Genomic DNA, 26,697 nt, shown 5'->3' with positions numbered 1-26,697 from the left:
CTTTGAGGTAACAAGATGATTAATGTAGCAACCAATCTGAACCAGGACACCGCCCTCGACATCAGTCACCTGACCCGTGAACAGACGGCACTCGAGGTCCGTGACCTCAGTCTGTTCTATGGCGAAAAGCAGGCACTGTTCAACGTGGACATGAATATCGCCAAGGGCCAGGTCACCGCCTTTATCGGTCCGTCTGGCTGCGGTAAATCCACGCTGCTGCGCTGTATCAACCGGATGAATGATCTGGTGGATAATTGCCGTATCGATGGCGAGATCCTGCTGCACGAACAGAACATCTACGGCAAGGGGGTGGATGTGGCTGCCCTGCGCCGGCAGGTGGGCATGGTATTTCAACGGCCCAATCCGTTCCCCAAGTCAATCTACGAGAACGTGGTGTATGGCCTGCGGCTGCAGGGCATCAACGATCGGCGCCGGCTGGATGAAGCGGTGGAGCGTTCGCTGCGTGGGGCGGCGCTGTGGGACGAGGTGAAGGATCGACTGCATGAGAACGCCTTCGGTCTGTCCGGTGGTCAGCAGCAGCGACTGGTGATTGCCCGGGCCATTGCCATCGAACCGGAAGTGCTGTTGCTGGATGAGCCGACCTCGGCGCTGGACCCGATCTCCACCCTGGTGATCGAGGAACTGATCAACTCCCTGAAAGAGCAGTTTACCGTGGTGATCGTGACTCACAACATGCAGCAGGCGGCCCGGGTATCGGATCACACCGCCTTCATGTACATGGGCGAGCTGATTGAGTACACCGATACCAATACCCTGTTCACTACCCCCAGCAAGAAGAAAACGGAAGATTATATTACCGGGCGCTACGGTTAAGGAGCACAGCGATGATGGATAATAACAACCTAAAAAAACACATTTCCGGTCAGTTCAACAGCGAACTGGAAGGGGTATTGAACCAGGTGCTGGTGATGGGTGGCCTGGTGGAGCAGCAGTTGACTGATGCCATTACCGCCATCCACAAGCAGGATCTGGACATGGCCCGGCAGATAGTGGCGAACGATCACAAGGTGAACGGACTGGAGGTACAGATTGACGAAGACTGTACCCGTATCATCGCCAAACGCCAGCCGGCGGCCTCGGACCTGCGACTGGTACTGGCGATTATCAAAACCATCACCGATCTGGAGCGGATCGGCGATGTGGCCAAGCGCATCGGCATGATGCTGCTGGACAACGCCGACAAGAAGCAGCCGCCGCTGGTGTCGATGGAAAACATGGGCCGACGTACCGTCAAGATGCTGCACGAGTCGCTCGATGCCTTCGCGCGCATGGACGTGGAAGCCGCCATTGAGGTGCATAAGGAAGACGACAAGGTCGATCGTGAATACGAGTCAATTATTCGTGAACTGATGACCTTCATGATGGAAGATCCGCGTTCCATCCCTCATGTACTGAATGTACTGTGGTGTGCCCGTTCGCTGGAGCGGGTAGGGGACCGGGTACAGCACATCTGTGAATACATCATCTATTTCGTCAAGGGTAAGGACGTGCGTCACACCAGCGACAAGGATATTCACAGCATGCTGGATACCGACCGGTAAACGACGGGGTATTACCGGCCTTGCCTCCGGCCTTGCCTCCGGCCTTGCCTCCGGCCTTGCCTCCGGCCTTGCCTCCGGCCTTGCCGGAGGCTGCTTAGCTTGTTTCCCTGCACATCAGGCTGACGGCCAGGGTCTGTGCGATATACATGGAGCTGCTCAGGGAACGAAAACCCATTACTTCTCCTTCCTCAACCTCGAAGCAGACGTCCAGCAGGCTGCCATGAGCCGCCATCAGGTTATCGGTAATCGAGATAATCGGTATGCCCTTGCCATGGGCCTGTTCCATCAGGTGACTGGTTTCGGGGGCATAGGGGCTGAAGGTCACCGTCACCAGCACATCTTTTTCGTTCATCCGGCGAGTCATCGGGGTCAGCATGCCGCCATGGTCATCAAGCAGCACCACGTTGTTATCCGACTTCATCAGGGCATACCAGAGATAGAAGGCAACCGGATAGGCCCGGCGTACTCCCTGGATATAAATGGTCTCGGCCTGCTCCATCAGCGCGACGGCATGTTCCAGTTTTTGTGACGATACCGACATCTGAAGCTGCTCGATGGCGTCAATATTGGCATTGCCGTAATCCTGAAAAATCGCCATGGGCGACTCGGGCCCCAGTTCGGCCTGCTCACGGGCCTGACGCACCCGCTCCTTGTAGTCTCGCGGACGATTCAGGTACTGGTCGCGAAACAGGGCCTGCATCTGGCTGAAGCCACTGAAGCCCATGGCATTCGAGAAGCGGCTCAATGTCGACAGGGGGACATCCGCCTGTTCGGCAATGGTGGCCATGGTCTCGACCGCAACCAGCATGGGTTGTGCCATGACATAGTCGGCCACCTGCCGCAAGCGCTTACTCAGCTTGTCATAACGCTTGGCAATCAGCTCTCGCAGTGTGTCCAGATCGGCGGGCACTGGTTGTAGCTGGGTATCTTTGATGCCCATACCTGGCTGCTCTCCCGTTAACAAGCCAACAATAAAATCATAAGCCCCGGAGCAGTTGGCCCCGGGGCTGACATTTTAGGACAATATTTCAAAGTGTCGAATCGCTTCTTGCTTCACATAGGGCATGGCCTTCTGCATAAAGTAGATACGATCAAACTTTTGTGGCTCATCGTTCATGAAGTTGCGCAGGTTATGACCCAGTGCCTGGCGCAGGCAGGTACCGATATTGAACTTCGACACCCGGCTCTGTTTCAGCCTGACCATGTCTTCTTCCCGAATGCCCGTGGTGCCATGAATAACCAGCGGGATGGACACCGCGCCCGCGATGCGGTCCAGCAGACCAAAGTCGATGGTACAGGTGGGCTCGGTCAGGCGATGGACATTGCCGACCGAGATGGCGACGCAGTCGACGCCACTTTCCGCGGCAAAGCGCGCCGCATCGGCCGGATCCGTGTCGATGGACTTGATATGGTCGCGACCTTCATCGTAGGGCACCGAGCCTATCTCGCCTTCTATCGAGGCACCGAGTGCATGGGCAACCGCGGCCACCTTGCGGGTGCGGGCAATGTTTTCTTCCAGTGACAGCTGCGAGCCGTCGAACATCACCGAGCTGAAACCTGCCTTGAGCGCACGGAATACGATGTCTTCTTCATAGGTATGATCCAGGTGCAGACACACCGGTACCGTGCTGTTCCGGGCCAGGCTCAGGAACATGGCGGCCGCGGTTTCCACACCGTAGAAGTCGATGACATCCTTGTTGCAGGCCAGGATCACCGGCTTGTTGACTTCTTCCGCCGCTTCTACCACTGCCCTGGCATCTTCATAGCCAAAGACGTTGAAGCAGGGAACCGAATAACTGGATGCTGCCGCTTCCGGCAGGAGATCGTTCAAATTGACCAACATAAAAAATTCCTCTTTATTTGAATTTGGCAATCATGTCCTTGATACCCGGAATGGTTTCGACCTGATATTCATGGTGCGGATCGAAATGCTGGATCAGCGATTTGGATGTCTTGCCCACAATAATGGTGAAGTAGTACATCTCGTATCCCGGTGCCGCCACGCTCGGGTGATAGCCCTTGTCAATCGCTATCACCGAGCCGGTACGAACGTGGTAAACCGGGCCGAAATCGTTTTCGTGCTCGTAAAGGAACTGGGCGCCGAAGCCGAAGTCCGGGTTGAAACGGAATTGATAGACTTCCTCGTACAGGGTTTCCTTGCTGCCGTCTTCCTTGATGCGGTCCTCGTCGTGCTTGTGCGGCGGGAACCCCGACCAGCCGCCGGCACCGACGGTGAACAGCTCGCTTACCAGCAGGCGACCACGTTTGTCGGCATTGGACTGCCCCAGTACATGCTTGATCTTGCGGTGAGTCTTGGTCTCGTCCGAGCCGTACTGGACCATATCAACGTTGTCCTGGCGAACGCAGAAGGGTTCTAACGACTCTTCATAGCGGCCGCCGGCAATCATGACATCGGCCTGCTCGCTCACGCACTCGATCTCGGCGATGTAGCCCACTGGTACGTAGACGGATTCTGGGTTGCCCTCCCAGACCGAGGCGCGCTGCCCGATGTTGTCAAACACCACGGGTGCCTGGCCCTGCTTGCTGACCTTGATGCTGCAGGTACCACCGGCCAGTACCACTACCGACTCGTATCCTTCGACCTCGTGCCGGTGGGTTTCACCCTGTTTCAGGCGGACCTGATTGAAATAACACAGGGGGGTGACCTCATCGTTGATATCGATGATGGGCTGGTTTTTGTTGTCAAATGGCGGGATATGCTTGCCCATTACTGTTTCCTCCTCATTTGCCATGCAGCAGTCATGCTGGCATCGCAATGGTGTCCTGATTGTCGAATAATCCGTGTGTGGTCCCGGGCTTACCGGCCCTGTTCTCTGGTCTCGATAAAGGCGAACAGTTGCTCCCGGGTCGGCATGGCTTCGGTACAGCTGTCACCGCTGACATTGATGGCGGCGGCGGCCGAGCCAAGCCTGACGCCCTCTTCCAGCTCGCCGCCATTGGCCAGGGTCCAGACCAGACCACCGGCAAAGGAGTCGCCAGAACCGAACGGCTTCTTGACCTCGACCGGGAAGATACCCTGCTGGAACCGGTGGCCGTCGCGGCAGTAGACTTTCGAGCCCAGCTCACCGGCCTTGATCACCACCACCTGGGTATGGCTCCGAAGGAAGCGCGCCGCCGTGGCATCATCATCCTTGTTGCCGGGAGCCAGCACGGTTTCCATCATGTCGAACTCTTCGCGATTACCGATGACGATGTCGGACAAGCCGGCGGCAATGCCATAGTAGATGGACGCATCCACATCGGTCCGCCAGGAATAGGGCCGGTAGTCGACATCCAGCACCACGGCGGTATTGCTGCGGCGGGCGTGCTCCATGGCAATCAGCGTGGCTTCCCTGCTCGGGCTTTCCGACAGGGCGGTCCCGGTGACCACCAGCATCTTGGCGCTGGCAATATAGTCGGGATCAACCTGCTCCGGTTTGAGGGTCAGATCCGACGCCCGGTTACGGTAAATCAGTACGTTGCAATCGCTCGGCTTCATCTCGGTAAACGCCACCGAGGTGCGCGAGCCGGATGCGTCCGTCATCATGCCGTCAAGGTTGATCCCCTGGCCGGCCAGATAGCGGCAGACATAATCGCCGAAGCTGTCCTCGGCGACGCAGCCGATGAATCCTGTCTTTGCGCCCAGCCGGCTGATGGCCACGGCGATGTTGGCGGCCGAGCCGCCGACGAATTTGTTGAATCCGGAAATATCAGCCATATCCATGTTCGTTTCGCGGGCATAGAGATCGACCCCCGCGCGGCCCAGGACGATGGCATCAAGTGGACGATGTTGTTCAAGTGCAAGTGTTGTCATGGTGGTTTCCTGTTACTTGTACTCAACCCAGGCTGCATTCTGATCTGCAGACTCGACACATTTCTCACACAGGCGAACCCCTTCGATACCGGCATCGATACCCGGGAACCAGAGTTCGCTCAGGGTGGCCTGGTCATCACGGTCTGCCGCATCGAAGGCCAGGGCAAAGCGGTGATAGAGGTTGGCCCAGGATTCAAAGAACCCCTCGGCATGGCCGCCGCCAATACGGTTTGCGGAGACGCCGGCGGCATCCTGGTACAGGTAATTCATGCCGCGCTCGAGCACGCGGGCCGGTTCGCCCTGAATTTCATAGCGCAGCTGGTTCGGGTATTCGTCCCACCATTCGATCGAGGCCTTGGCGCCGACGATACGGATTTTCTGCTGGTGCATGGAGCCGGCATTGACCGCCGATGCCCACAGGGTGCCGACCGCACCGCCCTTGAATTGCATCATGACGTGGGCGTTATCTTCCAGCGGAGCGCGGGACGGAATGAAGCTCTGACGCATGCAGGACAGGCGTTCCACCTCCAGGCCGGTGATCATCTCGCCCAGGAAAAAGACATGGGTCCCGATATCCCCCAGCACATAGGTCGGGCCCGACGCCTGCGGGCTGACCCGCCATTTCAGGCCCGGGTCGTTCTTTTCGTACTCTTCGTTATGAAAACCGTGGGCAAACTGCATGTTGATGACACGGATTTCACCCAGATCGCCGCGCTGTACCATCTCGCGCGCCTGCTGCACCATGGGGAAGCCGGAATAGCCGTACATGACGCCAATGACACGGCCCTTGTCTGCGGCGAGGGCTTTCAGCTCCTCGGCTTCTTCGGTGGTGAAGGTGATGGGTTTTTCGCACACCACATGCAAACCGGCGTTCAGTGCCGCCTTGCAGATTTCATAGTGGGTCGAGTTGGGGGTAGCGATCGACACCGCCTGAATGCCATCCGCGCGACCGGCCTCGGCTTCAAACATCTCCTTGTAACCGGCATAGCAACGATCGGCAGCCACCCCCAGGTTGGTGCCAAAGTCGCGGCAACGCTGGGGATCCAGGTCGAAGGCACCGGCCACCAGGGTGAACAGGCCATCACGCTGGGCGGCACTGCGATGCGCATAACCGATCTGGCTGCCCCGTCCGCCGCCGACCATGGCCCAGCGAAACGGTTGTTCAAAACGGCGTTCTTCATTAAACATGTTTCTGCTTCCTTACTCGTACCGCAGGGGGAGGTACCTGACCTGCGGCTTCAGATAATTGAATGAACAACAGGACGTTACCTGACTTATACGCCGGGGCGCTGGTGGCGACGGCCTTCTTCCCATTCCGCTACGGTGCGGGCGGTATCCTCATTGCGGGTCACCTCGGGCAGGCCCACTTCCCACCAGCAGTCGCACTTGGACCACGCCGCCGGTGACACCGGATCGACATCGACCACAATCACATAGGTACGATCGGCGGCCTTGGCGCGGGCAAATGCCGCATCAAACTCGTCGATGGAGGTCAGTTTCTCGCTGATGGCGCCCTGTGCCTCGGCGTGCTTGGCAAAATCCACGCGCGCCAGCTCGCCATCCGGCCGGCGGCAGTCGGAGAGCAGGTTGTTGAACGATTCGTTACCGGTATTGTTCTGCAGCTTGTTGATCACCGCGAAGCCGCCGTTGTCGCACACCACCACAATCATCTTGTGGCCGGTCAGGACCGAGGAGTAGATATCGGAGTTCTGGATCAGGTAGGAGCCATCCCCGACCAGCACCACGACATCATTATCCGGGTTGGCAATCTTGGCACCCCAGCCCCCGGCTATTTCGTAGCCCATGCAGGAGAAACCGAACTCGATATCGAATTTGCCGATCTGGTAGTTCTGCCAGTTCATGGCCAGTTCGGCAGGCAGGCCACCGGCCGCGGTGAGAATGGTATCTCCCTGTTCCATAGAGGTATTCAGCTTGCCAATCACCTGGGCATAGGAAGTCAGGCCCGGCAGCAGCTCGCCTTCCTGCGGGTGGGTGCGTTTGTGAACCTGCGCCTTCCACTCGTCAGCCTGTGCCTTTGCCGTGTCTGCCCACTCCTGGTCCGCGCGCCAGTCGCCCAGCACCCCGGACAATTTGGTCATACAGGCTCTGGCATCGCCCAGTACCGGGTAGGACATATGCTTGACCGCATCAAACCTGGCCACGTTGATACTGATCAGTCTCATTTCCGGGTTACGGAATACGCTCCAGGAGCCGGTGGTGAAATCCTGCAGTCGGGTACCGATGGCGACCACCACGTCGGCATGGGCGGCCATGTAGTTGGCCGAGTTGGAGCCGGTGACCCCAATGGGTCCGGCATTGAGCGGGTTGTCCTGCAGCATGGTGGCGCGACCGGCAATGGTTTCCACCACCGGAATATTGTGCTTCGCGGCAAATGCGGCCAGTTCATCGGTGGCCAGCGAGTAATGCACGCCGCCACCGGAGATGATCAGCGGACGTCTGGCCTTGACCAGGATGTCCATGGCTTCTTCCAGCACCACCATTTCAGGCTCTGGCCGGCGGATCCGGTGCACTTTCTCGGCAAAGAAGACTTCCGGGTAATCATAGGCCACGCCCTGAATATCCTGCGGCAGACCGATAAAGACAGGGCCACAGGTGGCCGGGTCCAGCATGGTGTCAATCGCCTGGGGCAGGGTATGCATCAACTGGGTGGGCGACACGATACGATCCCAGTAACGGGTCAGCGGCTTGAAGGTGTCGTTGCAGGTGATGGACGGATCTTCGAAATTTTCCGGCTGCTGCAGTACCGGGTCGGGCAGGCGGCTGACATAGGCATCACCCGAGATCAGCAGCAGGGGCAGGCGGTTGGTGTGGGCAATCCCCGCCGCGGTCACCATATTGGTTGCCCCCGGACCAATGGAGCTGGTTGCGATACCAATGCGGCGGCGCTGGTTGGCTTTGGCATAGGCAATGGCGGCGGTCGCCATCGACTGTTCGTTCTGACCACGCCAGGTGGGGATCTTGTCTTCGATATTTTTAAGTTGTTGACCAAAGCAGGTGACATTGCCGTGACCAAAAATGGCAAAGCTGGCACCGAAGAGCTGCTCTTTATTACCGTCAATATCTATCATTTGCGCGGCAAGGTATTTGGCCAGCGCCTCAGCAACAGTCAGGCGTACAGTTTTCATCTTCTTCCCCGAGTATCGATACACGAAAAAATGGCTTCCCTGAACCTGGCTGCGGGCGCGTTGCCCGGTTATGTGGCAGCCAGTGTTTGAACCGGGGAGCAAGGTCCCCGGCAAGGACCGAACGGTGACGACCTAGAGGCCGTATTTTCCGGCATAGCCGGAAATGTTCTTGTAAGCCGTCTTGGCATAGGTCAGCGGGTGTGCCTTGGCAGGGTCCTGCTCGGCTTCAACCAGCAGCCAGCCTTCATAGTCACGTTCCTTCAGGGCCGCGAATACATCGTCATAATCGACATCGCCGGTGCCGGGAACGGTGAAGACACCGTCGAGTACGGCATTCAGGAAGGATTTATCTGCATCGCGGGCGGCTTTCATCACATCCAGACGAAGATCCTTGAAGTGCATATGGCCGATACGGTGGCCCCAGCGCTTGATCATGGTGACGGGGTTGCCACCGCCATAGGTAATGTGGCCGGTATCCAGCGTCAGGTGAACCGAGTCGCCCGTCAGCTCCATCAGCAGGTTGATATCGTCTTCCGTTTCGCAGATGGTGCCCACATGGTGGTGGAAAGACAGCTTGATGCCATGTTCACCCAGCAGATAGTCGGCGACCTGGGTCAGCTTCCGGGCATAGGTTTTCCATTCGTCCTGGCTCAGGATCACACGCTGTGACAGCGGTTTATTGATATCGCCATGAATGGTGTTGCTGACTTCACCGTATACCATGGCCTTGCAGCCTGCGGCCTTCAGCAGCCGGATATGGCTTTGCATGGCCGCAATTTCCTGTTCTGCGGTGTGGATCATCAGGTTGCCGCTGAACCAGCCGGACGCCAGTACCAGGCCATGTTGCTCCAGCAGCGGGATCAGTACCTCTGGATCTCGCGGATACTTGGTGCCCATCTCGGTGCCGGTGAAGCCGGCTTCGGCCATTTCGCTCAGGCAGGTTTCCAGCGGTATCTCGCCGCCCAGTTCCGGCATGTCATCGTTGGTCCAGGTCAAAGGGCTGATTCCGTATTGCACCTTACTCATGCTTATTCTCCATAATTTGTCTTTGTATATCAGCAAGATGAAGTTGACTCTTCTGTCCTGTTGGACGCACCTCCCGGTGACATCGCCACGCACAGCCCAGCCCAACCGTCATTACCTGCATCGCTCCTGCATCACTGGGAGTGAGTATAAACAACAAAAACACAAAATGAAAAATATTTTTCATTGATTCTATATTTTGTTTTAAGTGTTGGTTTTGTGACGGCTTGATGAAGGGTTGACAGGGTGATGATGTTTTTATTTATTATTAACAGTGACTTACGTGTTGCCTCTGATTTAACAAGAGTTAATAACTTGATCCGCATAACATTTTAAAAGAAAAGGAAATGTTAGATGTTGTCGTTGTCAGCCTAAGGGGATATGATTTTTTCGATATTTTTGAAAAATATTTTCTTTTTTGACGAGGGCGCCCAAAAATATGGCGATGGATGATGTCGATACCGTGTGTGTTCGGCATCAGGGTATTGGACGCTACCCGGCTCAAGCTTGCTCGGCCATTGGATGCGAGACAGGAATCTCAATAATCAACAAGGAGTAGAAGATGTCACCCACCCCCCAGGCACTATCCCATAACTTTTCCTACATCATCAGGATCTGCTGCATAGCCGCCTTGGGAGGGATACTGTTAGGCTATGACACGGCCGTTATATCAGGCGCTATAGGCCCGATACGGGATCACTTTGGCCTGACGGCCGCAGAAACAGGCTGGGCCGTTTCAAGCGTGGTCTTCGGCAGCATTCTGGGGGCAATCAGCGCCGGATGGAGTGCATTGAAATATGGTCGTCGCAATACCCTCTTTATTACCGCCATCCTCTTTATTATTTCGGCTATCGGTTCGGCATTGGCCACTACCTTCACCTTTTATGTGTTGCTGCGCATCGTGGGTGGTGTGGCGGTGGGGCTGGCCTGTGTTGTCTCTCCCATGTATATGTCGGAAGTGGCCCCCCAGGACTTTCGCGGCCGAGCGGTGAGCATGTTCCAGCAGTCGGCTGTGATCGGTCAGACCGGTGTCTTCTATGTCAACTACCTGATTTCAAAAGGCATGTCGGAGGCCTGGCTGGTCGATCTGGGGTGGCGCTGGATGCTGGGGTCGGAAATGCTGCCCGCCCTGCTGTTTGCGATTCTGCTGTTCATGATTCCCGAATCACCCCGCTGGCTGGTATTGAAGGGCAGGCTCGATCAGGCCAGGACAACACTGGCTCGCATTTCCAACCCTGAACATGCCGATCGTCTGATTGGTGAAATTCAGGACTCATTGAAAGACAGTCGAACTGCCAGCAAAAGCAAAGTCAGCCTGCGTTCGCCGCTGCTGTTTTCCATTCTGGTGATCGGTACCTTTGTTGCCGCGGCGCAGCAGCTTACCGGGATCAACGTCATCATGTACTACACGCCCGAAATCCTGAAACCCATTGCCGGCGGCACCGAGAATGCGCTGTTCCAGACAACCTTCGTCGGTGTGGTTTTTATCATGGGTAATGCTCTGGGTATGTACCTGATTGACAGGGTGGGTCGTCTTCCGCTGATGAAATACGGTACCTTCGGCTGTGCATTCGGTATGTTTATCGTCGGCTATGTACTGTATCAACAGACCGAAGGCTATATGGCGCTCTTCGCCCTGTGTCTGTATGTGGTTGCCTATGCGACATCCTGGGGCTGTGCATGCTGGACCATGATATCCGAAATTTTTCCCAACAGTATCCGCACCCGAGCCATGTCTATTGCCGTCGGTGCCCAGTGGTTCACCGGGTTTATCGTGACCCAGACATTCCCGATGCTGAACGACAATGCGTTCCTGCAAGCGCATTTCAACGGTGCCTTCAGTTTCTGGCTGTTTGCCGTGCTGTCACTGATTTGCATGATGGTGGTGGTGAAGTATGTGCCTGAAACCAAAGGGGTCAGCCTGGAGAATATGGAAGAGGTGATGGCCGGGAAACTGGGTAGAAAGAAAGTGGGGCAGCCGCAAACCGTTGCTGTCTAGTCATTTATATTGAACCGGAAGGATTAAAGGATGCGCTACGCACTGCATGGAATGTGCTCGCTACACAGCAATATTGTGAGTGATATTCGATTGGCCAAAGAAACGGGCTACGACGGGCTGGAAATACACACCGACAAGCTATGGCGCTATATCCGGGCCGGGCTGACCAGCCAGGCACTGAAAGAACGACTGGACGAGGCGCAGATTGCGCCGTCGGCTATCGATATCATTGGCTCGGTGGAAAGTACGGGTAAGGAGCAGCAATCCCGGCTGTTCAAGGATGCTGAAACCTTGTGCCTGTTTGCGGCTGATATTGGTGCACCCACCATTCAGTTGAATGCCTTCGAGGCACTGACCGGCCTGTCTGTGGAAGACAACATTCGCATTACCGCCCAGAATATCCGCAACATTGCCGATATCGGTAAAGAGCACGGTATTCGCTTTCAATACGAAGGGGCCGCCTGGACGCCGATTGCCACCCTGGAGCATTACTACCGGCTCCATGATGCGGTGGGGCGCGACAACTTTGGTTTCGTGCTGGACACCTGGCATTTCTGGTCGTGCCGGGGTGCGACCCCTGAAGACATGGCCAGAATCGACAAGTCATTGATTTACAATGTACACCTGTCGGATGGTCTGCGTCCCGACGTCGGTGCTCCCTGGGTGGATGAAAGGCTGTTGCGCGGCTGTTTGCTGGGTGAGGGCGAGATCCCGCTACAGGAATGGGCCAGTGCCATACAAAGCACAGGGTATGACGGCTTTTACTCCGGCGAGTTTCTGAATGATCAGTTGTGGGAGGCGGATCATTACGAAGTGGCCAGTGCCATGCTGGCCGGCATGAAGCGTTTGCTGCTGTAACTGTTCGTGGCGTTGCTTATCAAACCAGATCCGGCAACGCCAGTCTCTTGCGGGTGTCATGCCCTCGACCGGGTGGCTGGCACACAGGCCCGCGCCCCGTGACCCCGTTATTACCTTCCCCGGCGGCCATCACCTGTGCCAGACCGGAGAAGCGGCGATTCGAAAGGCTGTTCAAGCTCCCGACACGGGGGCTTTTTTGTCACTGTTCTCTTTTTTGTCGTCTTTATCATGGTAGGCGAGTGATACCGCCAGGGACTGCACCAGACACAGGCTGGCTGACTGGGAGCGGAAGGCGTCTACCTGGGCTTCTTTCACCACGAAGCAAATGTCGCTGAATGAGGCCAGCGGGCTGACCTGGCTGTCGGTAATGGCGATTTGCCTGGCACCTGCCCTGGAGGCGGTTTCAGTCAAGGCCAGGGTTTCCCTGGCATAGGGAGAGAAGCTGATGGCGACCACCACATCTTTGGGACCGATAAGCTCCAGTTGTTCCTGAAACATGCCGCCCAGACCATCGATCAGGAACGCCCGCCGGTTCAGGTGGCGCAGGGCGTAGGTCAGGTAGGTGGCGACGCTGAAAGAGCGGCGCAGGCCAATCACATAGATGTTCTCGGCGTCGGCCAGTATCTGCACGGTTTTATTCAGATCTTCCGCCGAGGTCTGGGCCGCCAGTTGTTGCAGGGCCTGGACATTGGCCCGGGAGAACTCGTTCAGTATTTCCTCCGGCTGTTCCGGGGAGGGCTGATCTTCCAGATCCCGAAACATTTTCGCCCTTTCCGTGTAGTTGGCGGTTTCTTCCATCAGGTGGCGGCGAAATACCTGCTTCATGTCATTGAAACCGCTGTAGCCAAAGGCATTGGCGAAACGGATCAGGGTGGATGGCGGTACATCGGCCTGCTCGGCGATAACCGCCACCGTATCAAAGGCGACACTGTTGGTGTTATCGAGCACATAGGCGGCCACCTGCTGCAGACGCTTGCTGAGTTCGCCATAGCGGCTGCGGATGACATCCTGTAACTCGGAATAGTTGTTCGGTGTTGACATGACGACTCTCAATAAGGCTGATGCTCGACCGGCAGGTCGCCGGTGGCTTGTTGGTTCATAGTGTAAATGAAACCCGCTTCCGGAATAAACATTTCATATCAGGATTAATCGATTCAGCTGAAAAAAAACGGTCTCGGCATCTTCGCCCGGCCCACTGAGAGCGCCGAAATTCCATAAAAAACCGCGTTTAATCAGTTTCTTCTCGTTCCATGTTCGGCGTGGCAAGGTTTAGCCTGAATGGCGCCGCGCCACCGAAGACATGATGCTTTTGCAATGTTTTCCTGCTTGTTGTTTCATTTGCATAACGCGGATGCCGGCTGTCTCAGCCCTGAGATTCAATACAAGCTTATGATATATAAATAAATTTATATCCACTGGTAGCCTAGGTGGAAACGCGATGAGGAGGATGGACTGATAAATGCGCGTTACATCACATTTACATGCAAACATTTCACTCCCTGTTGATAATGGAATGTATATTTCGTATAAATAGCGAAATGAAATGAGACTTCCCCTGGGGCGATGATATCCAGGTGGAGGATGCAGCATGTACGGGTGGGTCTGGCCGGTAGCGGTGATATCTGCGGTTGCCATGTCAACGCCCTGTTCACCGAGCATCGCCGGCAGATTCATGTGGAAAAATTCAATAGGGATGATGGCCGAACGGTCCTTGTAAGGAGAGCGGAATGTCAGTACGAAAACATCTTGATGTAATTTGCCTCGGACGGGTGGCCGTCGACCTGTACGGACAGCAGGTCGGCGCCCGACTGGAAGACATGGCGACCTTCGCCAAATACCTGGGTGGCTCCAGCGGTAACGTTGCCTATGGCACGGCCCGCCAGGGCCTCAAGTCGGCCATGTTGTCGCGGGTTGGCGATGAGCATATGGGACGTTTTCTGCGCGAAGAGCTGGAACGCCTGGGCGTCGATGTCAGCCACCTGAAAACCGACCGCGAGCGGCTGACCGGCCTGGTGGTGCTCGGCATCAAGGATGAAGATACCTTTCCGTTGATTTTCTACCGGGAGAACTGCGCCGACATGGGCATACGGGCGGAAGACATCGACGAGGACTTCATTGCCTCGGCCAAGTGCCTGGCCATTACCGGTACCCATCTTTCTCACCCGGATACCCGTGCCGCGGTTTCGCTGGCGCTGGAGTATGCCCGCAAGCATGGCGTGAAAACCGCCCTCGATATCGACTACCGCCCGGTGCTCTGGGGACTGACCAGCCGGGGTGATGGCGAAACCCGCTACCTGGATGCTCCCAAGGTGACTGCCGAACTGCAGGCCATGCTGGGCCAGTTTGATCTGATCGTCGGTACCGAAGAAGAGTTTCATATTGCCGGTGGCAGCACGGATACCATTACCGCACTGAACGCCGTGCGTGAAGTAAGCGATGCCACCCTGGTCTGCAAGCGCGGCCCGCAGGGGTGCTCGGTGTTCGAGGCGGCCATCCCCGCGACCCTGGACGAGGGTCTGACCGTGTACGGGGTCCGGGTGGAGGTGCTCAACGTACTGGGTGCCGGCGATGCCTTCATGTCCGGTCTGCTGCGCGGCTACCTCAATGGCGAGGGCTGGGAGCAGGCCTGCCGTTACGCCAATGCCTGTGGTGCCCTGGTGGTGTCCCGTCACGGTTGTGCACCGGCCATGCCGAGCAAGGAAGAGCTGGATGATTACCTGTCCCGTGCCGAGTCGGTGCCACGGCCGGATCTGGACGTGCGGCTCAATCACCTGCACCGGGTCACCACCCGGGACCGGGAGTGGGACGACCTGTGCATCCTGGCCTTTGACCATCGCCGCCAGTTCGTGGATATGGCCATCGAGGCAGGGGCCGAAATCGACGCGATTCCGCACCTGAAGAAACTGATCCTCAAGGCCGGCCGTCAGGTGGCGATCGAGGCCGGGCTCGAGGGCAAGGCCGGTATCCTGGCCGACACCACCTTCGGCCAGCCGGTACTCAACGAGATCACCGGGGAGGGCTGGTGGATAGGCCGACCGCTGGAGCTGCCGAGCTCGCGGCCGCTGCGGCTGGAGCATGGCAATATCGGCAGCCAGCTGATCGACTGGCCGCTGGAACATATTGTCAAGTGTCTGGTGTTCTACCATCCGGAAGATCAGATAGCGCTGCGCCTGGAGCAGGAGCGGCTGATCACCGAGGTGTATCAGGCCTGCTGCAAGAGCGGTCACGAGCTGCTGCTCGAGGTGATACTGCCGGCCGATATGGTCAAGAGCGACGAGCTTTATATCCGTGCGCTGCAGCGCTTCTACAACATCGGCGTCAAGCCCGATTGGTGGAAGCTGCCGCCCCTGTCCAGTCATGGCTGGGATGAAGTGACCGCGGTGGTGACCGAGCGTGATCCCCACTGCCACGGGGTGGTTATCCTGGGGCTGGATGCGCCGGAGGACGAACTGCGGGTGGGCTTCAATGCCGCCGCCGGCAAGGCGCTGGTCAAGGGCTTCGCCATCGGTCGCAGCATTTTCGGCGCCCCGTCCCGGGACTGGCTGGCCGGCCGACTCGATGACCAGGGCCTGATCGATGCCATCAAGCAGAAATACCACAACCTGATTGCCCTCTGGCGTCAGCGTCATCAAGGAGCATAAGCATGTCTCATACCCTTCGTCTGACCATGGCTCAGGCCCTGGTGAAGTTCATGACGGCACAAAAAGTGGACATCGACGGGGAGATATTGCCCCTGTTCGACGGGGTGTTTGCCATTTTTGGTCACGGTAACGTAGCCGGTGTGGGCGAGGCGCTGTACCAGGTACGCGATCAACTGCCGACCTACCGTGCCCACAACGAGCAGAGCATGGCCCATGCGGCCATTGCCTACGCCAAGACCCACAACCGCCGGCGCATGATGGCCTGTACCGCCTCCGCCGGCCCCGGCTCCACCAATATGGTGACTGCCGCCGCCGTGGCGCATGTCAATCGTCTGCCGGTTCTGTTCCTGCCGGGTGACACCTTCGCCACCCGCCAGCCGGATCCGGTACTGCAGCAGGTGGAGGTATTCAGTGATCACACCATTACCTCCAACGACTGCTTCAAGCCGGTGAGCCGCTTCTTCGACCGCATCACCCGTCCGGAGCAACTGCTGACCTCGCTGCCCCAGGCGATGCGGGTATTGACCGACCCGGTGGAGTGCGGCCCGGTCACCCTGGCATTGCCCCAGGATGTACAGACCATGGCCTTTGATTATCCGGTGCACTTTTTTGATGAAAAGGTACATCGCCTGCGCCGCCAGGGGCCGGATCAGGTGGAGCTGGATGAGGCCATCACGCTTATCCGCGCCGCGAAGAAACCGCTGCTGATCGCCGGTGGCGGGGTGCATTACTCGGGCGCGCTGAAGGAGCTGGATCAGCTGGCTACCCGATACCACCTGCCGGTGGGCGAGACCCAGGCCGGCAAGGGCGCCTTGCCCTGGGATCATGCCCAGAACATGGGTTCCATCGGCGTTACCGGCGCGGCTTCGAGCAATGCGCTGTCTGCCGATTGCGACCTGATCCTGGCGGTGGGCACCCGGCTGGGCGACTTCGCCACCGGCTCCCGAGCCATGTACAACCCCGATGCACGCATCATTACCATCAATGTCGGCTCCTTCGACGCGGTCAAGCACAAGGCCCTGCCGCTGGTGGGGGATGCCAGGCTGACCCTGCAGCAGCTGCATGCGGGTCTTGAAGGCTGGCAGCCCGAAGGCAGCTGGGTGGAGCAAGCGGCCCGGCTGCGGGCCCAGTGGCTGCACGTCCAGGACGTGGCCACCACGGATCGCGGTACCAGTCTGCCCACCGATGCCGAAGTGGTGGGCGCGGTCAACCGGGCCGCGGGCGAGCAGGACATCGTGGTTTGTGCCGCGGGCGGTCTGCCCGGCGAGCTGCAGAAGCTGTGGCGCACCCGTTATGACAAGGGCTACCACATGGAATACGGCTACTCCTGCATGGGCTACGAAATCGCCGGCGGCCTGGGGGTGAAGATGGCCAGGCCCGACTCCGAGGTCTTCGTGATGGTGGGTGACGGTTCCTACCTGATGCTCAACTCGGAAATCGCCACTTCGGTGATGCTGGGCCGGAAGCTTGTCCTGGTGGTGCTCGACAACCGTGGCTACGGCTGTATTCACCGGTTGCAGCAGTTCTGCGGCGGACCCGGCTTCAACAATATGCTGGATGACTGCCTGACGGTGGAAGGCGGCGCCCCCAAGACCGACTTTGCCGCCCATGCCATCGCCCTGGGGGCGAAAGGCGAGAAGGTGGGCAATATCCAGGAGCTGGAGGCGGCCCTGGAGCGGGCCCGGGCCTCGGACATCACCTATGTGGTGACCCTGGACACCGATGCCCTGGTGGTCACCGAAGAGGGGGGCTCCTGGTGGGAGGTGGCGGTGCCGGAAGTGTCGCCCCGCAGCCAGGTGCAGGAAGCCCGTGCCCGCTACGAGACCCACAAGGCTCGCCAGCAGCAGAATCTGTAAGCCATATTCCGGCAGGGCCTGACAACCGGCGTCTGCCACTTGATTGGAAAGCGGGATTGACCGGCCTCACGCCGACACGCCGTAAACCCTCCCTGGGGGCTCCGCCGCGCCATCCCTGGCGCGGAGGGTCGGCTTAGTGGCCAATCAGTCCCGCCGCCCGGCAGCCGAATCGTCTGCCTGGAGTGAAATATATTGGAGAACACCATGAGCGTAAAACTGGGCATCAACCCGTTAACCTGGACCAATGACGATCTGCCCAGCCTGGGCGGTGACACCCCCCTGGCCATCTGTCTGGATGAAGGCAAACAGGCCGGTTTTGCCGGCTTCGAGCTGGGTCACAAGTTCCCCCGGGATCCGGAGCTGCTCAAGCCCATCCTGCACCGGCACGAGCTGGAGCTGGTGTCCGGCTGGTACTCCGGCCAGTTGCTGGAACGGTCGGTGGAAGAAGAAATCGCGGCGGCGCAGCCACATCTGCAACTGCTCAAGGCGATGGGTTGCAAGGTGATGGTGTTCTGCGAAGTGACCGGTTGCGTGCACGGTATGCAGGACAAACCCGTCTCCGAGCGGCCCCGCTTTCCCGTCGAGCGCTGGGAAGAATACGGTGCCAGGCTCACCGAGTTTGCCCGCTACACCCAGTCCCAGGGAGTGCAGGTCGCCTATCACCACCATATGGGCACCGTGATCGAAACCGAAGCCGAAGTGGATGCACTGATGGAACATACCGGTCCGGAAGTGGGTCTGCTGCTGGATACCGGCCATATCACCTTTGCCGGCGGCAATCCGGTTGAACTGGCCAGCCGCTGGTCCAAACGCATCAATCATGTGCATTGCAAGGATATTCGTGCCGACATATTGAAAGAGGCACGCAACCGTAACACCAGCTTTCTCAATGCGGTGCTCGATGGCGCCTTCACCGTGCCCGGTGATGGTTGCGTCGACTATCCCGGCCTGTTCCGGGTGCTGAAAGAAGCGGAATACGAGGCTGGCTGGTGGTGGAGGCCGAGCAGGATCCGTCCGTCGCCCACCCCCTGACCTATGCCACCCTTGGCCACAACAACTTACATGCGTTCGCCAAAGACGCAGGCTTGCTGTAACGGAGAAACAAAATGGAACAAGTACAAAATTTTATCAATGGAACCCTGACCGCCAGCCAGAGCGGCCGCACCGCCCCCGTGTACAATCCGGCGAACGGCGAGCAGACCCGGGAAGTGGTACTGAGCTCCGCCGACGAAGTGCGCGATGCCATTGCTGCTGCCCAGAAGGCGTTTCCGCGCTGGGCGGCGACCAGCCCGCTGCGCCGCGCCCGCATCCTGTTCAAGTTCAAGGAACTGCTGGAGGCGAACATGGATGAGCTGGCCAGGCTCATTTCCAACGAACACGGCAAGGTCTATTCCGACGCGGTGGGTGAACTGACCCGGGGGTTGGAAGTGGTGGAGTTTGCCTGCGGCATTCCCCATCTGCTCAAGGGCGAGCATTCGCTGAATGTGGGTACCAATGTCGACAGTAATTCGCTGATGCAGCCGCTGGGCGTCTGTGCCGGTATTTCTCCGTTCAACTTCCCGACCATGGTGCCCATGTGGATGTTCCCGGTGGCCATCGCCTGCGGCAACACCTTCGTGATGAAGCCCTCCGAGAAGGATCCCTCTGCCAGCCTGCGCCTGGCGGCGCTGCTGCAGGAAGCGGGTCTGCCCGATGGGGTATTCAACGTGGCCAATGGCGACAAGGAAGCGGTGGATGTGCTGCTGACCGATCATCGGGTGCAGGCGGTCAGCTTCGTCGGCTCCACGCCCATCGCCGAGTATATCTACAGCACTGCCAGTGCCCATGGCAAGCGTTGCCAGGCCCTGGGGGGCGCAAAGAACCACGCCATCATCATGCCCGATGCGGATCTGGATCTGGCGGCCAATGCCCTGATGGGGGCGGCCTTCGGCGCTGCCGGCGAGCGCTGCATGGCCATTTCGGTGGCGGTGGCGGTGGGTGATGAGGTGGCCGATCAACTGGTCGCCCGGCTCAAGCCCCAGGTGGAAGCCCTGCGCATCGGCCCGGGTGTGGTCGAGGGTCAGGAAAACGACATGGGGCCGCTGGTGTCTGCGGCCCACAGAGACAAGGTGGTGGGTTACATCAATCAGGGCGAGGCCGAGGGTGCCGAGCTGGTGGTGGATGGTCGTGGCCTGAGAGTGGCGGGCCACGAGGCCGGTTATTTCGTCGGCGGCACCCTGTTCGACAAGGTGACGCCGGAGATGACCATCTACCAGGAAGAGATCTTCGGCCCGGTGCTGGCAGTGGTGCGCGTGCCCGATTACGCTTCGGCGCTGGATCTGGTTAACAGCCACGAGTACGGCAACGGCACCGCCATCTTCACCCGAGACGGCCACGCCGGTCGCCAGTTCAGCCAGGATGTGCTGGCGGGCATGGTCGGCATCAACGTGCCGATCCCGGTGCCGATGGCGTTCCATTCCTTCGGCGGCTGGAAGCGCTCCGTGTTCGGCCCGCTGAACATGCATGGCCCCGATGGCGTACGTTTCTACACCCGCATGAAAACGGTCACCAGCCGCTGGCCTTCCGAGCCTCAGCAGAGTGCCGAGTTCTCCATGCCGACCATGAAATAAGCGACCGATCAATGATCATCGAGAGCCTGCCTGGCGGCAGGCTCTTTTTTGCCGGCTGCGGCTCCTGTTCAGCCATCGAGCTGTTTGATTGTTATATCAATATCCTGTTCAGCCGGGATGAACTCGGCCGCCAGGCTGTTACCCTCTGCTTCTTTTTGAAAACCGCATTTCACTTTTTTTTTCATTCTTGTTCATTTTATTTCATTCCCGGGTGCAAGGTGCACCGTGTTTCCTTTGTTTGTGTTTCATGCTTAAGTTTATGATTTAAAAGTTTTTAATTGCTTTTTTGTCATGGCTTATGTCTGTGGTTAGCGTCATTTCACGATCCATACCCTTTTTTATTTGAAATCCGCGTTTCATTTTTTTTTTCACCTTTGGGCCGGCTTGCCCATGTTCCGGGAGCGGGGTCAGCAATATTTTCCCTGTTTTTTGGTTTATTTTTAAGTGTTTGATTTAAAGGGTTTTTGTTTGTTTGTTTCGCCTGGGTTATGGCGGTAATCAGCGTAATAACACGATCGATGTCAAATAATTGTTATTTTTTTGATGCTCGTAAGTGCTGCCGTCTTGCATAAAGTTACAAGTTCCAACATTATTGATTTTGAAATAAACATTCAATTTACGGTTCACCAGCACCAGTGATGATTTCATCGGGCAGTCGAATGGTTGGACGGCTCGAGCAAGGAACGAAACACACCCGGTTTCTCACAAGGAGTAAGACCATGAAATTCAAAAAGCTGATTGTTGCCTCCGCCCTGGCCGCAGCCCTGCCGTTCGGCGCCCTTGCCGACGACATCAAGATTGGGGTGTCCATGGCGCAGTTTGATGACAACTTCCTGGCCCTGGTTCGCCAGGCCATGCAGGAGAAGGCGGCCGAGCTGGAAGGCGTCGACGCCCAGTTTGAAGACGCCAAGTCGGACGTGGGCCAGCAGTTGCAGCAGGTGGAAAGCTTCGTTAACCAGAAACTGGACGTCATTATCCTCAACCCGGTGGATACCCAGGCGGTGGCACCCATCATCAAGCGGGCTCATGAAGCCGGTATCCCGCTGGTGTTCGTCAACCGTCGCCCCGAAGTCAAACTGCCCGATGGGATGGCCTTCGTGGGGTCGGACTCCAAGGTCGCCGGCAAATTGCAGATGGAATACATCGCCGAGCAGCTGGGTGGCAAGGGCAATGTGGCCATCCTGATGGGCGAGCTGTCGAACGAGGCGACCCGCGACCGCACCAGTGGGGTGGAGGAAGTGGCCGCCCGGTATCCGGATATCAACATCATCGCCAAGGAAACCGGCAAGTTTGCCCGCAAGGAAGGCATCGATGTGACCAATAACTGGCTGCTGTCCGGCTACGAAATCGACGCCATTGCCGCCAACAACGATGAAATGGCCATCGGTGCCATCATGGCCCTGGGCAAGAACCGGCTGGAAGAGGTGATTATCGGCGGGGTGGACGCCACTCCCGACGCCCTGGCCTTTGTTGACCGGGGCATGCTGGATGTGACCGTGTTCCAGGACGCCAGGGGCCAGGGGGCGGTTGCCGTCGAGACCGCCTACAAGATGGCCCGGGGCGAGGCCGTGGAGCAGGACATCATGATCCCCTACGAGCTCGTTACTGCGGATAACTACAAGCTGTACGTTGGGCGTAACTAAGGTTTGGGTTTGGCTCGGGCCCTGCCACCCGGCGGGGCCCAGTGAGACGTCTTGGAGGAAATCAGATGTACCCATATGTGCTCGAAGCCGAAGGCATCAGCAAAGGCTTCCCCGGTGTCAAGGCACTGGACAACGTAACCCTGAAGATACGGCCGGGCAGTGTGCATGCGCTGATGGGAGAAAACGGCGCCGGCAAGTCCACCCTGATGAAGTGCCTGATCGGTATCTATACCCCGGATACCGGCACCATCAAGGTCAAAGGCAAGGAAATGAACTTCTGCGATACCATGGACGCGCTGCACTCCGGCATTTCCATGATTCACCAGGAACTGAACCTGGTGCCCTACATGACGGTGGCGGAAAATATCTGGCTGGGTCGTGAGCCGATGAAAGGTCTCTTCGTCGACCACGACACTCTTTACCGGAAAACCGACCAGCTGCTCAGGCAGCTCAATATCAAAGTCAAACCCGATACGCTGGTGGGTGAGCTCAGCATCGGTACCCAGCAGATGATCGAGATCGCCAAGGCGGTGTCCTACGATGCGGACGTGGTGATCATGGACGAGCCGACCTCGGCGCTGACCGAGGGCGAGGTGTTCCACCTGTTTCGTATCATCAACGATCTCAAGGAGCAGGGTAAGTCCATCGTCTACATCAGCCACAAGATGGACGAAATCTTCGAAATCACCGACGAAATCAGCATCTTTCGGGACGGCACCTATGTCGGCTCGGACAAGACCGAACACTTCGACCGCCAGACCCTGATCACCAGGATGGTCGGCCGTGAGCTAACCCAGATGTTCCCCAAATTCAACGACAACATCGGGGAAGAAGTGCTGCGCCTCGAGAACCTCAGCCGCGCCGGCAAATTCCACGATGTCAGCTTCTCTCTCAAGCGCGGCGAGATCCTGGGGGTGGCCGGGCTGGTCGGCGCCGGGCGCAGCGAGGTGATGGAAAGCCTGTTTGGTGTGCACCCGGCGGACAGCGGAAGCATCGTGCTCGAAGGCGAGCAGGTCACCATCGGCTCGCCCGCCCAGGCCATCGATCTGGGACTGGCTTTCCTCACCGAAGACCGCAAGAAATCCGGCCTGTTCCTGGTGCTGTCGGTATTGGAGAACATGAGCATCGTCAAGATGCCCAAGTACATCGACAACAAGGGGTTCGTCAAGCATTCGGATATGGCGAAGGACTGTCTGGAGCAGATCCAGAAGCTCAATATCAAGACCCCGACCATGGATCAGATCATCAACAACCTCAGTGGCGGCAACCAGCAGAAGGTACTGATTGCCCGCTGGCTGCTGGCCCAGCCCAAGATCCTGATCCTGGATGAACCGACCCGGGGTATCGACGTGGGTGCCAAGGCGGAAATCTACAAATTGATCAGCGAGCTCGCCAACCGTGGCGTAGCCATCATCATGGTGTCGTCCGAGTTGCCGGAAATCCTGGGCATGAGTGATCGGGTGATGGTCATGCACGAAGGACACATCACCGGCATTCTGGACAAGGCGGATGCCACCCAGGAAAAAATACTCGAACTGGCCTCGGAATAAGCGGTTAAAAGGACTTGGATTATGGAAAACATAAAGATGAATAAAGACGTGGTGGCACCGGCTGCCAGCCAGACCAGCGGCTGGGACAATATCAAGAAAAAAATGCCCAAGGACATGGGCATCTTCCTGGTGATGATTGGCATCGCCCTGGTGTTTGAAGTGCTGGGCTGGGTATTTCGTGGTCAGTCTTTCCTGATGAACCCGGGCCGGCTGGTGCTGATCGTGCTGCAGGTGGCGATTATCGGCATTATCGCGGTGGGGGTGACCCAGGTCATTATCACCACCGGTATCGACTTGTCCTCCGGCTCGCTGGTGGCGCTGACGGCGGTGGTGGCGGCCAGTCTGGCACAGACTGCCGACAGCATTTCGCCCATGTACCCGGCCCTGGTCGATCTGCCGGCCATAGTGCCGATACTGGCGGGCATCGGTGTGGGTCTGTTGTGCGGGGTGTTGAACGGCTATCTGATCACCAAAACCGGGATCCCGCCCTTTATCGCCACCCTGGGGATGATGGTATCCGCCCGTGGTCTGGCCCAGTATTACACTCAGGGTAACCCCATCAGCTTCCTGTCCGACGGTTTTACCGCCATCGGTGGCGGCTCCATGCCGGTGGTCATCTTCCTGGTGGTGGCGGTGATCTTCCATATCGCACTCAAGCACACCCGCTACGGCAAGTATGTATACGCCATCGGCGGCAACATGACCTCGGCCCGGGTCTCCGGCATCAATGTCGACAAGTACCTGGTCATCGTGTACTCCATCGCCGGGGCCCTGTCCGGCCTGGCAGGCATCGTGATGGCGGCGCGGGTAAGCAGCGGCCAGTCCAGCATGGGTATGGCCTACGAGCTGGACGCCATCGCCGCGGCGGTCATCGGTGGCACCAGCCTGATGGGCGGGGTGGGGCGTATCACCGGGTGCGTGATCGGTGCCATCATCCTGGGCCTGATGAAGAGCGGCTTTACCTTTATCGGTGTGGACACCTATATGCAGGACATCATCAAGGGCGGCATCATCGTCGGCGCCGTGGTGATCGACATGCGCCGTAACCGGGCCAAACGCTGAGCCGGTAACCGGTTGTGATGTGCCCTGATGCAGGCAGGTGGCCCCAGGCTCCTGCCTGTTTTGTATGCTAAGGACCCCGGATGATTACCGACCCCTATTTTTATCTGGCTGCCATCCCCGCCGTGCTGATCTACGGTATCGGCAAGGGAGGGCTGGGCGGTGCCCTGGGGGTGGTGGCGGTGCCCTTGCTCAGCCTGACCACGCATCCCACCACGGCCGCCGCCGTGTTGCTGCCGCTGCTGTGCCTGATGGACGTGTTTGCGGTGGCCTCGCACCGTCGCCACATATGCTGGCGCCAGATCCGCCAGATCATCCCCGGCGCCTGGTGGGGGTCACACTGGCATGGCAGCTGATGGCCCGGGCACCGGACTGGCTGCTGACCGGTTTTGTGGGCCTGGCTTCCGTGCTGTTCTGCCTGCACCACTGGTTCACGCCGCCGGTGCCGGCCAGGGCCGGGGGGCTGGGGCAGGGCACCCTGTGGGGCATCTTTACCGGCCTGTTCAGCACCACCGTTCATGCCGGCGGGGCGCCGGCCAGCATGTACCTCCTGCCCCAGCAGCTGGAAAAACGGCTGCTGATCGGCACCATGGCGATGCTCTTTGGCCTGATCAACCTGATGAAGCTGGTGCCCTACGCCCTGTTGGGGGAGCTTAACGCCGGCAACATGCAAACCTCGCTGGTGCTGGTGCCCCTGGTACCACTGGGGGTGTGGATCGGAGTCTGGTTGATCAAGACCGCCAGCCAGCAGCTTATTTACCGGTTGTGTTACGGCCTGCTGTTTCTCTCCGGGCTGCACTTCCTGCAACGGAGCCTGCAGGTCTGGTGGTGACAAGGCCGCCATATGGCGCAACCCGGCTGTTCACCAGCGGCCATCAAGCGCAAGAAATCGAGTATGGGCTCTGCCTGTTTTCTGACTTTAACAACACAGTTCAACAACGGCTTAACGCCCTGTTTTAGGTGCCATTATGACCATGTATATTGCCAGTGCCCCCTGTTGCTGGGGCGTGGAGGACGTCAACAACCCTCATCTTCCGCCCTGGGAAAGGGTGCTGAGCGAGGCGGCTCAGGCCGGCTACCGGGGCATAGAGCTCGGCCCCTATGGCTATCTGCCGCTGGATGTCGACCGGGTCGGCACAGCCCTCGACGGCCACGGCCTGAGTGTGGTGGCGGGCACCATCTTCGACGATCTGGTGGACCCGGCCAACCTCGCCAACCTGCTCAGGCAGACCCACGACCTCTGCGACCTGCTTACCAGGCTGCCCCGGTTGCCCACAGCGCCGGGCCAGCATTTTGCTGCCCCCTACCTGGTGCTGATTGACCATGTCCACGCCGAGCGCAGCCTGGTGGCCGGCCACCCGGATCGCGCCCCCCGGCTCTCGCCCGAGCGCTGGCGGCAAACCATGGCACACATCGAGGCCATCGCCACCCTGGCCCGGGACCGGTACGGGGTGCGGGTGGTGATCCATCCCCACGCGGGCGGCTATATCGAATTCGAGGATGAAATCGAGCGACTGGTTGCCGACATTTCCGCCGAGGTGGCGGGCCTGTGCCTGGACACCGGCCACCTCTACTACTCGAAGATGGATCCGGTGACCTGGATCCGGCGCCATGCCGGGCGTATCGACTACCTGCACTTCAAGGATATCGATTCGCAGGTCTACGCCGAGGTGATGGCCGAGCCGGTGGACTTCTTCGCCGCCTGTGCCCGGGGCGTCATGTGCCCCATCGGTCGGGGCGTGCTGGACTACGACGCCATCTACGCCCTGCTCAGGGAGCTGGACTACCAAGGCTATATCACGGTGGAGCAGGAGCGGGATCCGCGCAACGCCGCCGGCAGCCTGCAGGATGTAACCGCTAGCCTGACCTTTTTGCAGGGCAAAGGATTTGCAGGATGTGACCGTCACTCTGACTGACCTTTTTGCAGGGCAAGGGGT

At 58.4% G+C, this 26,697-nt stretch carries 21 protein-coding genes and 1 pseudogene; 13 read left to right on the top strand and 9 right to left on the bottom strand.

Features of this window, described 5'->3' with window-relative positions; translation table 11 throughout:
- Positions 1-15 precede the first annotated feature (15 nt).
- Both pstB and phoU read left to right on the top strand, forming a co-directional pair.
- On the top strand, positions 16-834 hold the full coding sequence (gene pstB, locus BFR47_RS04180) for a phosphate ABC transporter ATP-binding protein PstB (RefSeq protein ID WP_071471906.1): 819 nt from the start codon (positions 16-18) through the stop codon (positions 832-834).
- A gap of 14 nt (positions 835-848) precedes the next feature.
- Positions 849-1,562 carry a phosphate signaling complex protein PhoU gene (gene phoU, locus BFR47_RS04175; RefSeq protein ID WP_071471913.1) on the top strand — a complete coding sequence of 238 codons (714 nt, stop codon included), beginning with the start codon at positions 849-851 and terminating at the stop codon, positions 1,560-1,562.
- A 94-nt stretch (positions 1,563-1,656) separates the two neighbouring features.
- Here the strand turns inward: phoU and BFR47_RS04170 are convergent, their stop codons facing one another.
- The 7 genes from BFR47_RS04170 to iolE (BFR47_RS04140) all read right to left on the bottom strand — a co-directional run bounded on the left by BFR47_RS04170 (position 1,657) and on the right by iolE (BFR47_RS04140) (position 9,548).
- Positions 1,657-2,502 (bottom strand): MurR/RpiR family transcriptional regulator, encoded by an 846-nt coding sequence (locus tag BFR47_RS04170; protein ID WP_071471905.1) that lies wholly within the window; start codon positions 2,500-2,502, stop codon positions 1,657-1,659.
- A gap of 75 nt (positions 2,503-2,577) precedes the next feature.
- Positions 2,578-3,405 carry a class II fructose-bisphosphate aldolase gene (locus BFR47_RS04165; protein WP_071471904.1) on the bottom strand — a complete coding sequence of 276 codons (828 nt, stop codon included), beginning with the start codon at positions 3,403-3,405 and terminating at the stop codon, positions 2,578-2,580.
- Positions 3,406-3,418: 13 nt separating this feature from the next.
- Positions 3,419-4,291, bottom strand: coding sequence for a 5-deoxy-glucuronate isomerase (locus BFR47_RS04160; RefSeq protein WP_071471903.1), 873 nt, complete (start codon positions 4,289-4,291; stop codon positions 3,419-3,421).
- Positions 4,292-4,380: 89 nt separating this feature from the next.
- Positions 4,381-5,376 (bottom strand): 5-dehydro-2-deoxygluconokinase, encoded by a 996-nt coding sequence (iolC, locus tag BFR47_RS04155; protein WP_071471902.1) that lies wholly within the window; start codon positions 5,374-5,376, stop codon positions 4,381-4,383.
- Positions 5,377-5,388: 12 nt separating this feature from the next.
- A complete protein-coding gene (locus BFR47_RS04150; RefSeq protein ID WP_071471901.1) occupies positions 5,389-6,564 on the bottom strand; it encodes a Gfo/Idh/MocA family protein in 1,176 nt (391 codons plus the stop codon).
- 86 nt (positions 6,565-6,650) lie between these two features.
- The gene (gene iolD, locus BFR47_RS04145) at positions 6,651-8,522 is read right to left on the bottom strand and encodes a 3D-(3,5/4)-trihydroxycyclohexane-1,2-dione acylhydrolase (decyclizing) (RefSeq protein ID WP_071471900.1); all 1,872 of its coding nucleotides are present in this window, start codon (positions 8,520-8,522) and stop codon (positions 6,651-6,653) included.
- Between the two features lie 132 nt (positions 8,523-8,654).
- Complete coding sequence (gene iolE, locus BFR47_RS04140; RefSeq protein ID WP_071471899.1) at positions 8,655-9,548, bottom strand: myo-inosose-2 dehydratase; 894 nt, start codon at positions 9,546-9,548, stop codon at positions 8,655-8,657.
- Positions 9,549-10,107: 559 nt separating this feature from the next.
- Between iolE (BFR47_RS04140) and BFR47_RS04135 the strand changes: the two genes are divergently transcribed.
- Both BFR47_RS04135 and BFR47_RS04130 read left to right on the top strand, forming a co-directional pair.
- Positions 10,108-11,544, top strand: coding sequence for a sugar porter family MFS transporter (locus BFR47_RS04135; protein ID WP_071471898.1), 1,437 nt, complete (start codon positions 10,108-10,110; stop codon positions 11,542-11,544).
- A gap of 90 nt (positions 11,545-11,634) precedes the next feature.
- Positions 11,635-12,402, top strand: a complete 768-nt coding sequence (locus BFR47_RS04130) for a sugar phosphate isomerase/epimerase family protein (protein ID WP_217645437.1) — start codon at positions 11,635-11,637, stop codon at positions 12,400-12,402.
- A gap of 171 nt (positions 12,403-12,573) precedes the next feature.
- On the opposite strand, the gene BFR47_RS04125 is transcribed toward BFR47_RS04130, so the two are convergent.
- Positions 12,574-13,443, bottom strand: a complete 870-nt coding sequence (locus BFR47_RS04125; protein WP_071471896.1) for a MurR/RpiR family transcriptional regulator — start codon at positions 13,441-13,443, stop codon at positions 12,574-12,576.
- Positions 13,444-13,671: 228 nt separating this feature from the next.
- Positions 13,672-14,076 carry a hypothetical protein gene (locus BFR47_RS17710; RefSeq protein ID WP_139215098.1) on the bottom strand — a complete coding sequence of 135 codons (405 nt, stop codon included), beginning with the start codon at positions 14,074-14,076 and terminating at the stop codon, positions 13,672-13,674.
- A gap of 53 nt (positions 14,077-14,129) precedes the next feature.
- On the opposite strand from BFR47_RS17710, the gene BFR47_RS04120 reads away from it, so the two are divergent.
- The 9 genes and pseudogenes from BFR47_RS04120 (at position 14,130) to BFR47_RS04080 (ending at position 26,676) form a co-directional block, all read left to right on the top strand.
- Positions 14,130-16,043 (top strand): bifunctional 5-dehydro-2-deoxygluconokinase/5-dehydro-2-deoxyphosphogluconate aldolase, encoded by a 1,914-nt coding sequence (locus tag BFR47_RS04120; protein WP_071471895.1) that lies wholly within the window; start codon positions 14,130-14,132, stop codon positions 16,041-16,043.
- 2 nt (positions 16,044-16,045) lie between these two features.
- On the top strand, positions 16,046-17,899 hold the full coding sequence (gene iolD / locus BFR47_RS04115) for a 3D-(3,5/4)-trihydroxycyclohexane-1,2-dione acylhydrolase (decyclizing) (protein ID WP_071471894.1): 1,854 nt from the start codon (positions 16,046-16,048) through the stop codon (positions 17,897-17,899).
- Between the two features lie 204 nt (positions 17,900-18,103).
- On the top strand, positions 18,104-18,931 hold the full coding sequence (gene iolE / locus BFR47_RS04110) for a myo-inosose-2 dehydratase (RefSeq protein WP_245748794.1): 828 nt from the start codon (positions 18,104-18,106) through the stop codon (positions 18,929-18,931).
- 74 nt (positions 18,932-19,005) lie between these two features.
- The gene (locus BFR47_RS04105) at positions 19,006-20,508 is read left to right on the top strand and encodes a CoA-acylating methylmalonate-semialdehyde dehydrogenase (RefSeq protein WP_071471893.1); all 1,503 of its coding nucleotides are present in this window, start codon (positions 19,006-19,008) and stop codon (positions 20,506-20,508) included.
- Positions 20,509-21,227: 719 nt separating this feature from the next.
- Positions 21,228-22,151, top strand: a complete 924-nt coding sequence (locus BFR47_RS04100) for a sugar ABC transporter substrate-binding protein (protein ID WP_071471892.1) — start codon at positions 21,228-21,230, stop codon at positions 22,149-22,151.
- Between the two features lie 65 nt (positions 22,152-22,216).
- On the top strand, positions 22,217-23,701 hold the full coding sequence (locus tag BFR47_RS04095; RefSeq protein ID WP_071471891.1) for a sugar ABC transporter ATP-binding protein: 1,485 nt from the start codon (positions 22,217-22,219) through the stop codon (positions 23,699-23,701).
- 21 nt (positions 23,702-23,722) lie between these two features.
- Positions 23,723-24,763: an ABC transporter permease gene (locus BFR47_RS04090; RefSeq protein ID WP_071471890.1), complete on the top strand. Its 1,041-nt coding sequence runs from the start codon at positions 23,723-23,725 to the stop codon at positions 24,761-24,763.
- Positions 24,764-24,843: 80 nt separating this feature from the next.
- Positions 24,844-25,592 (top strand): annotated as a pseudogene (locus tag BFR47_RS04085) (sulfite exporter TauE/SafE family protein).
- Between the two features lie 136 nt (positions 25,593-25,728).
- The gene (locus BFR47_RS04080) at positions 25,729-26,676 is read left to right on the top strand and encodes a TIM barrel protein (RefSeq protein WP_071471889.1); all 948 of its coding nucleotides are present in this window, start codon (positions 25,729-25,731) and stop codon (positions 26,674-26,676) included.
- The last annotated feature ends 21 nt before the right edge of the window (positions 26,677-26,697 follow it).

Origin of the sequence: Oceanisphaera psychrotolerans (genome assembly GCF_001870485.1) — a bacterium.
Classification (GTDB): domain Bacteria; phylum Pseudomonadota; class Gammaproteobacteria; order Enterobacterales; family Aeromonadaceae; genus Oceanimonas; species Oceanimonas psychrotolerans.
Note: the sequence above shows the minus strand (reverse complement) of the source record. Positions and strands in the feature narration are given on the sequence as shown.

Coding starts and splice junctions, on each gene's coding strand:
- pstB (WP_071471906.1), top strand. CDS start 16: ATGATTAATGTAGCAACCAATCTGAACCAGGACACCGCCCTCGACATC.
- phoU (WP_071471913.1), top strand. CDS start 849: ATGGATAATAACAACCTAAAAAAACACATTTCCGGTCAGTTCAACAGC.
- BFR47_RS04170 (WP_071471905.1), bottom strand. CDS start 2,502: ATGGGCATCAAAGATACCCAGCTACAACCAGTGCCCGCCGATCTGGAC.
- BFR47_RS04165 (WP_071471904.1), bottom strand. CDS start 3,405: ATGTTGGTCAATTTGAACGATCTCCTGCCGGAAGCGGCAGCATCCAGT.
- BFR47_RS04160 (WP_071471903.1), bottom strand. CDS start 4,291: ATGGGCAAGCATATCCCGCCATTTGACAACAAAAACCAGCCCATCATC.
- iolC (WP_071471902.1), bottom strand. CDS start 5,376: ATGACAACACTTGCACTTGAACAACATCGTCCACTTGATGCCATCGTC.
- BFR47_RS04150 (WP_071471901.1), bottom strand. CDS start 6,564: ATGTTTAATGAAGAACGCCGTTTTGAACAACCGTTTCGCTGGGCCATG.
- iolD (WP_071471900.1), bottom strand. CDS start 8,522: ATGAAAACTGTACGCCTGACTGTTGCTGAGGCGCTGGCCAAATACCTT.
- iolE (WP_071471899.1), bottom strand. CDS start 9,548: ATGAGTAAGGTGCAATACGGAATCAGCCCTTTGACCTGGACCAACGAT.
- BFR47_RS04135 (WP_071471898.1), top strand. CDS start 10,108: ATGTCACCCACCCCCCAGGCACTATCCCATAACTTTTCCTACATCATC.
- BFR47_RS04125 (WP_071471896.1), bottom strand. CDS start 13,443: ATGTCAACACCGAACAACTATTCCGAGTTACAGGATGTCATCCGCAGC.
- BFR47_RS17710 (WP_139215098.1), bottom strand. CDS start 14,076: ATGAATCTGCCGGCGATGCTCGGTGAACAGGGCGTTGACATGGCAACC.
- BFR47_RS04120 (WP_071471895.1), top strand. CDS start 14,130: ATGTCAGTACGAAAACATCTTGATGTAATTTGCCTCGGACGGGTGGCC.
- iolD (WP_071471894.1), top strand. CDS start 16,046: ATGTCTCATACCCTTCGTCTGACCATGGCTCAGGCCCTGGTGAAGTTC.
- iolE (WP_245748794.1), top strand. CDS start 18,104: ATGAGCGTAAAACTGGGCATCAACCCGTTAACCTGGACCAATGACGAT.
- BFR47_RS04105 (WP_071471893.1), top strand. CDS start 19,006: ATGGAACAAGTACAAAATTTTATCAATGGAACCCTGACCGCCAGCCAG.
- BFR47_RS04100 (WP_071471892.1), top strand. CDS start 21,228: ATGAAATTCAAAAAGCTGATTGTTGCCTCCGCCCTGGCCGCAGCCCTG.
- BFR47_RS04095 (WP_071471891.1), top strand. CDS start 22,217: ATGTACCCATATGTGCTCGAAGCCGAAGGCATCAGCAAAGGCTTCCCC.
- BFR47_RS04090 (WP_071471890.1), top strand. CDS start 23,723: ATGGAAAACATAAAGATGAATAAAGACGTGGTGGCACCGGCTGCCAGC.
- BFR47_RS04080 (WP_071471889.1), top strand. CDS start 25,729: ATGACCATGTATATTGCCAGTGCCCCCTGTTGCTGGGGCGTGGAGGAC.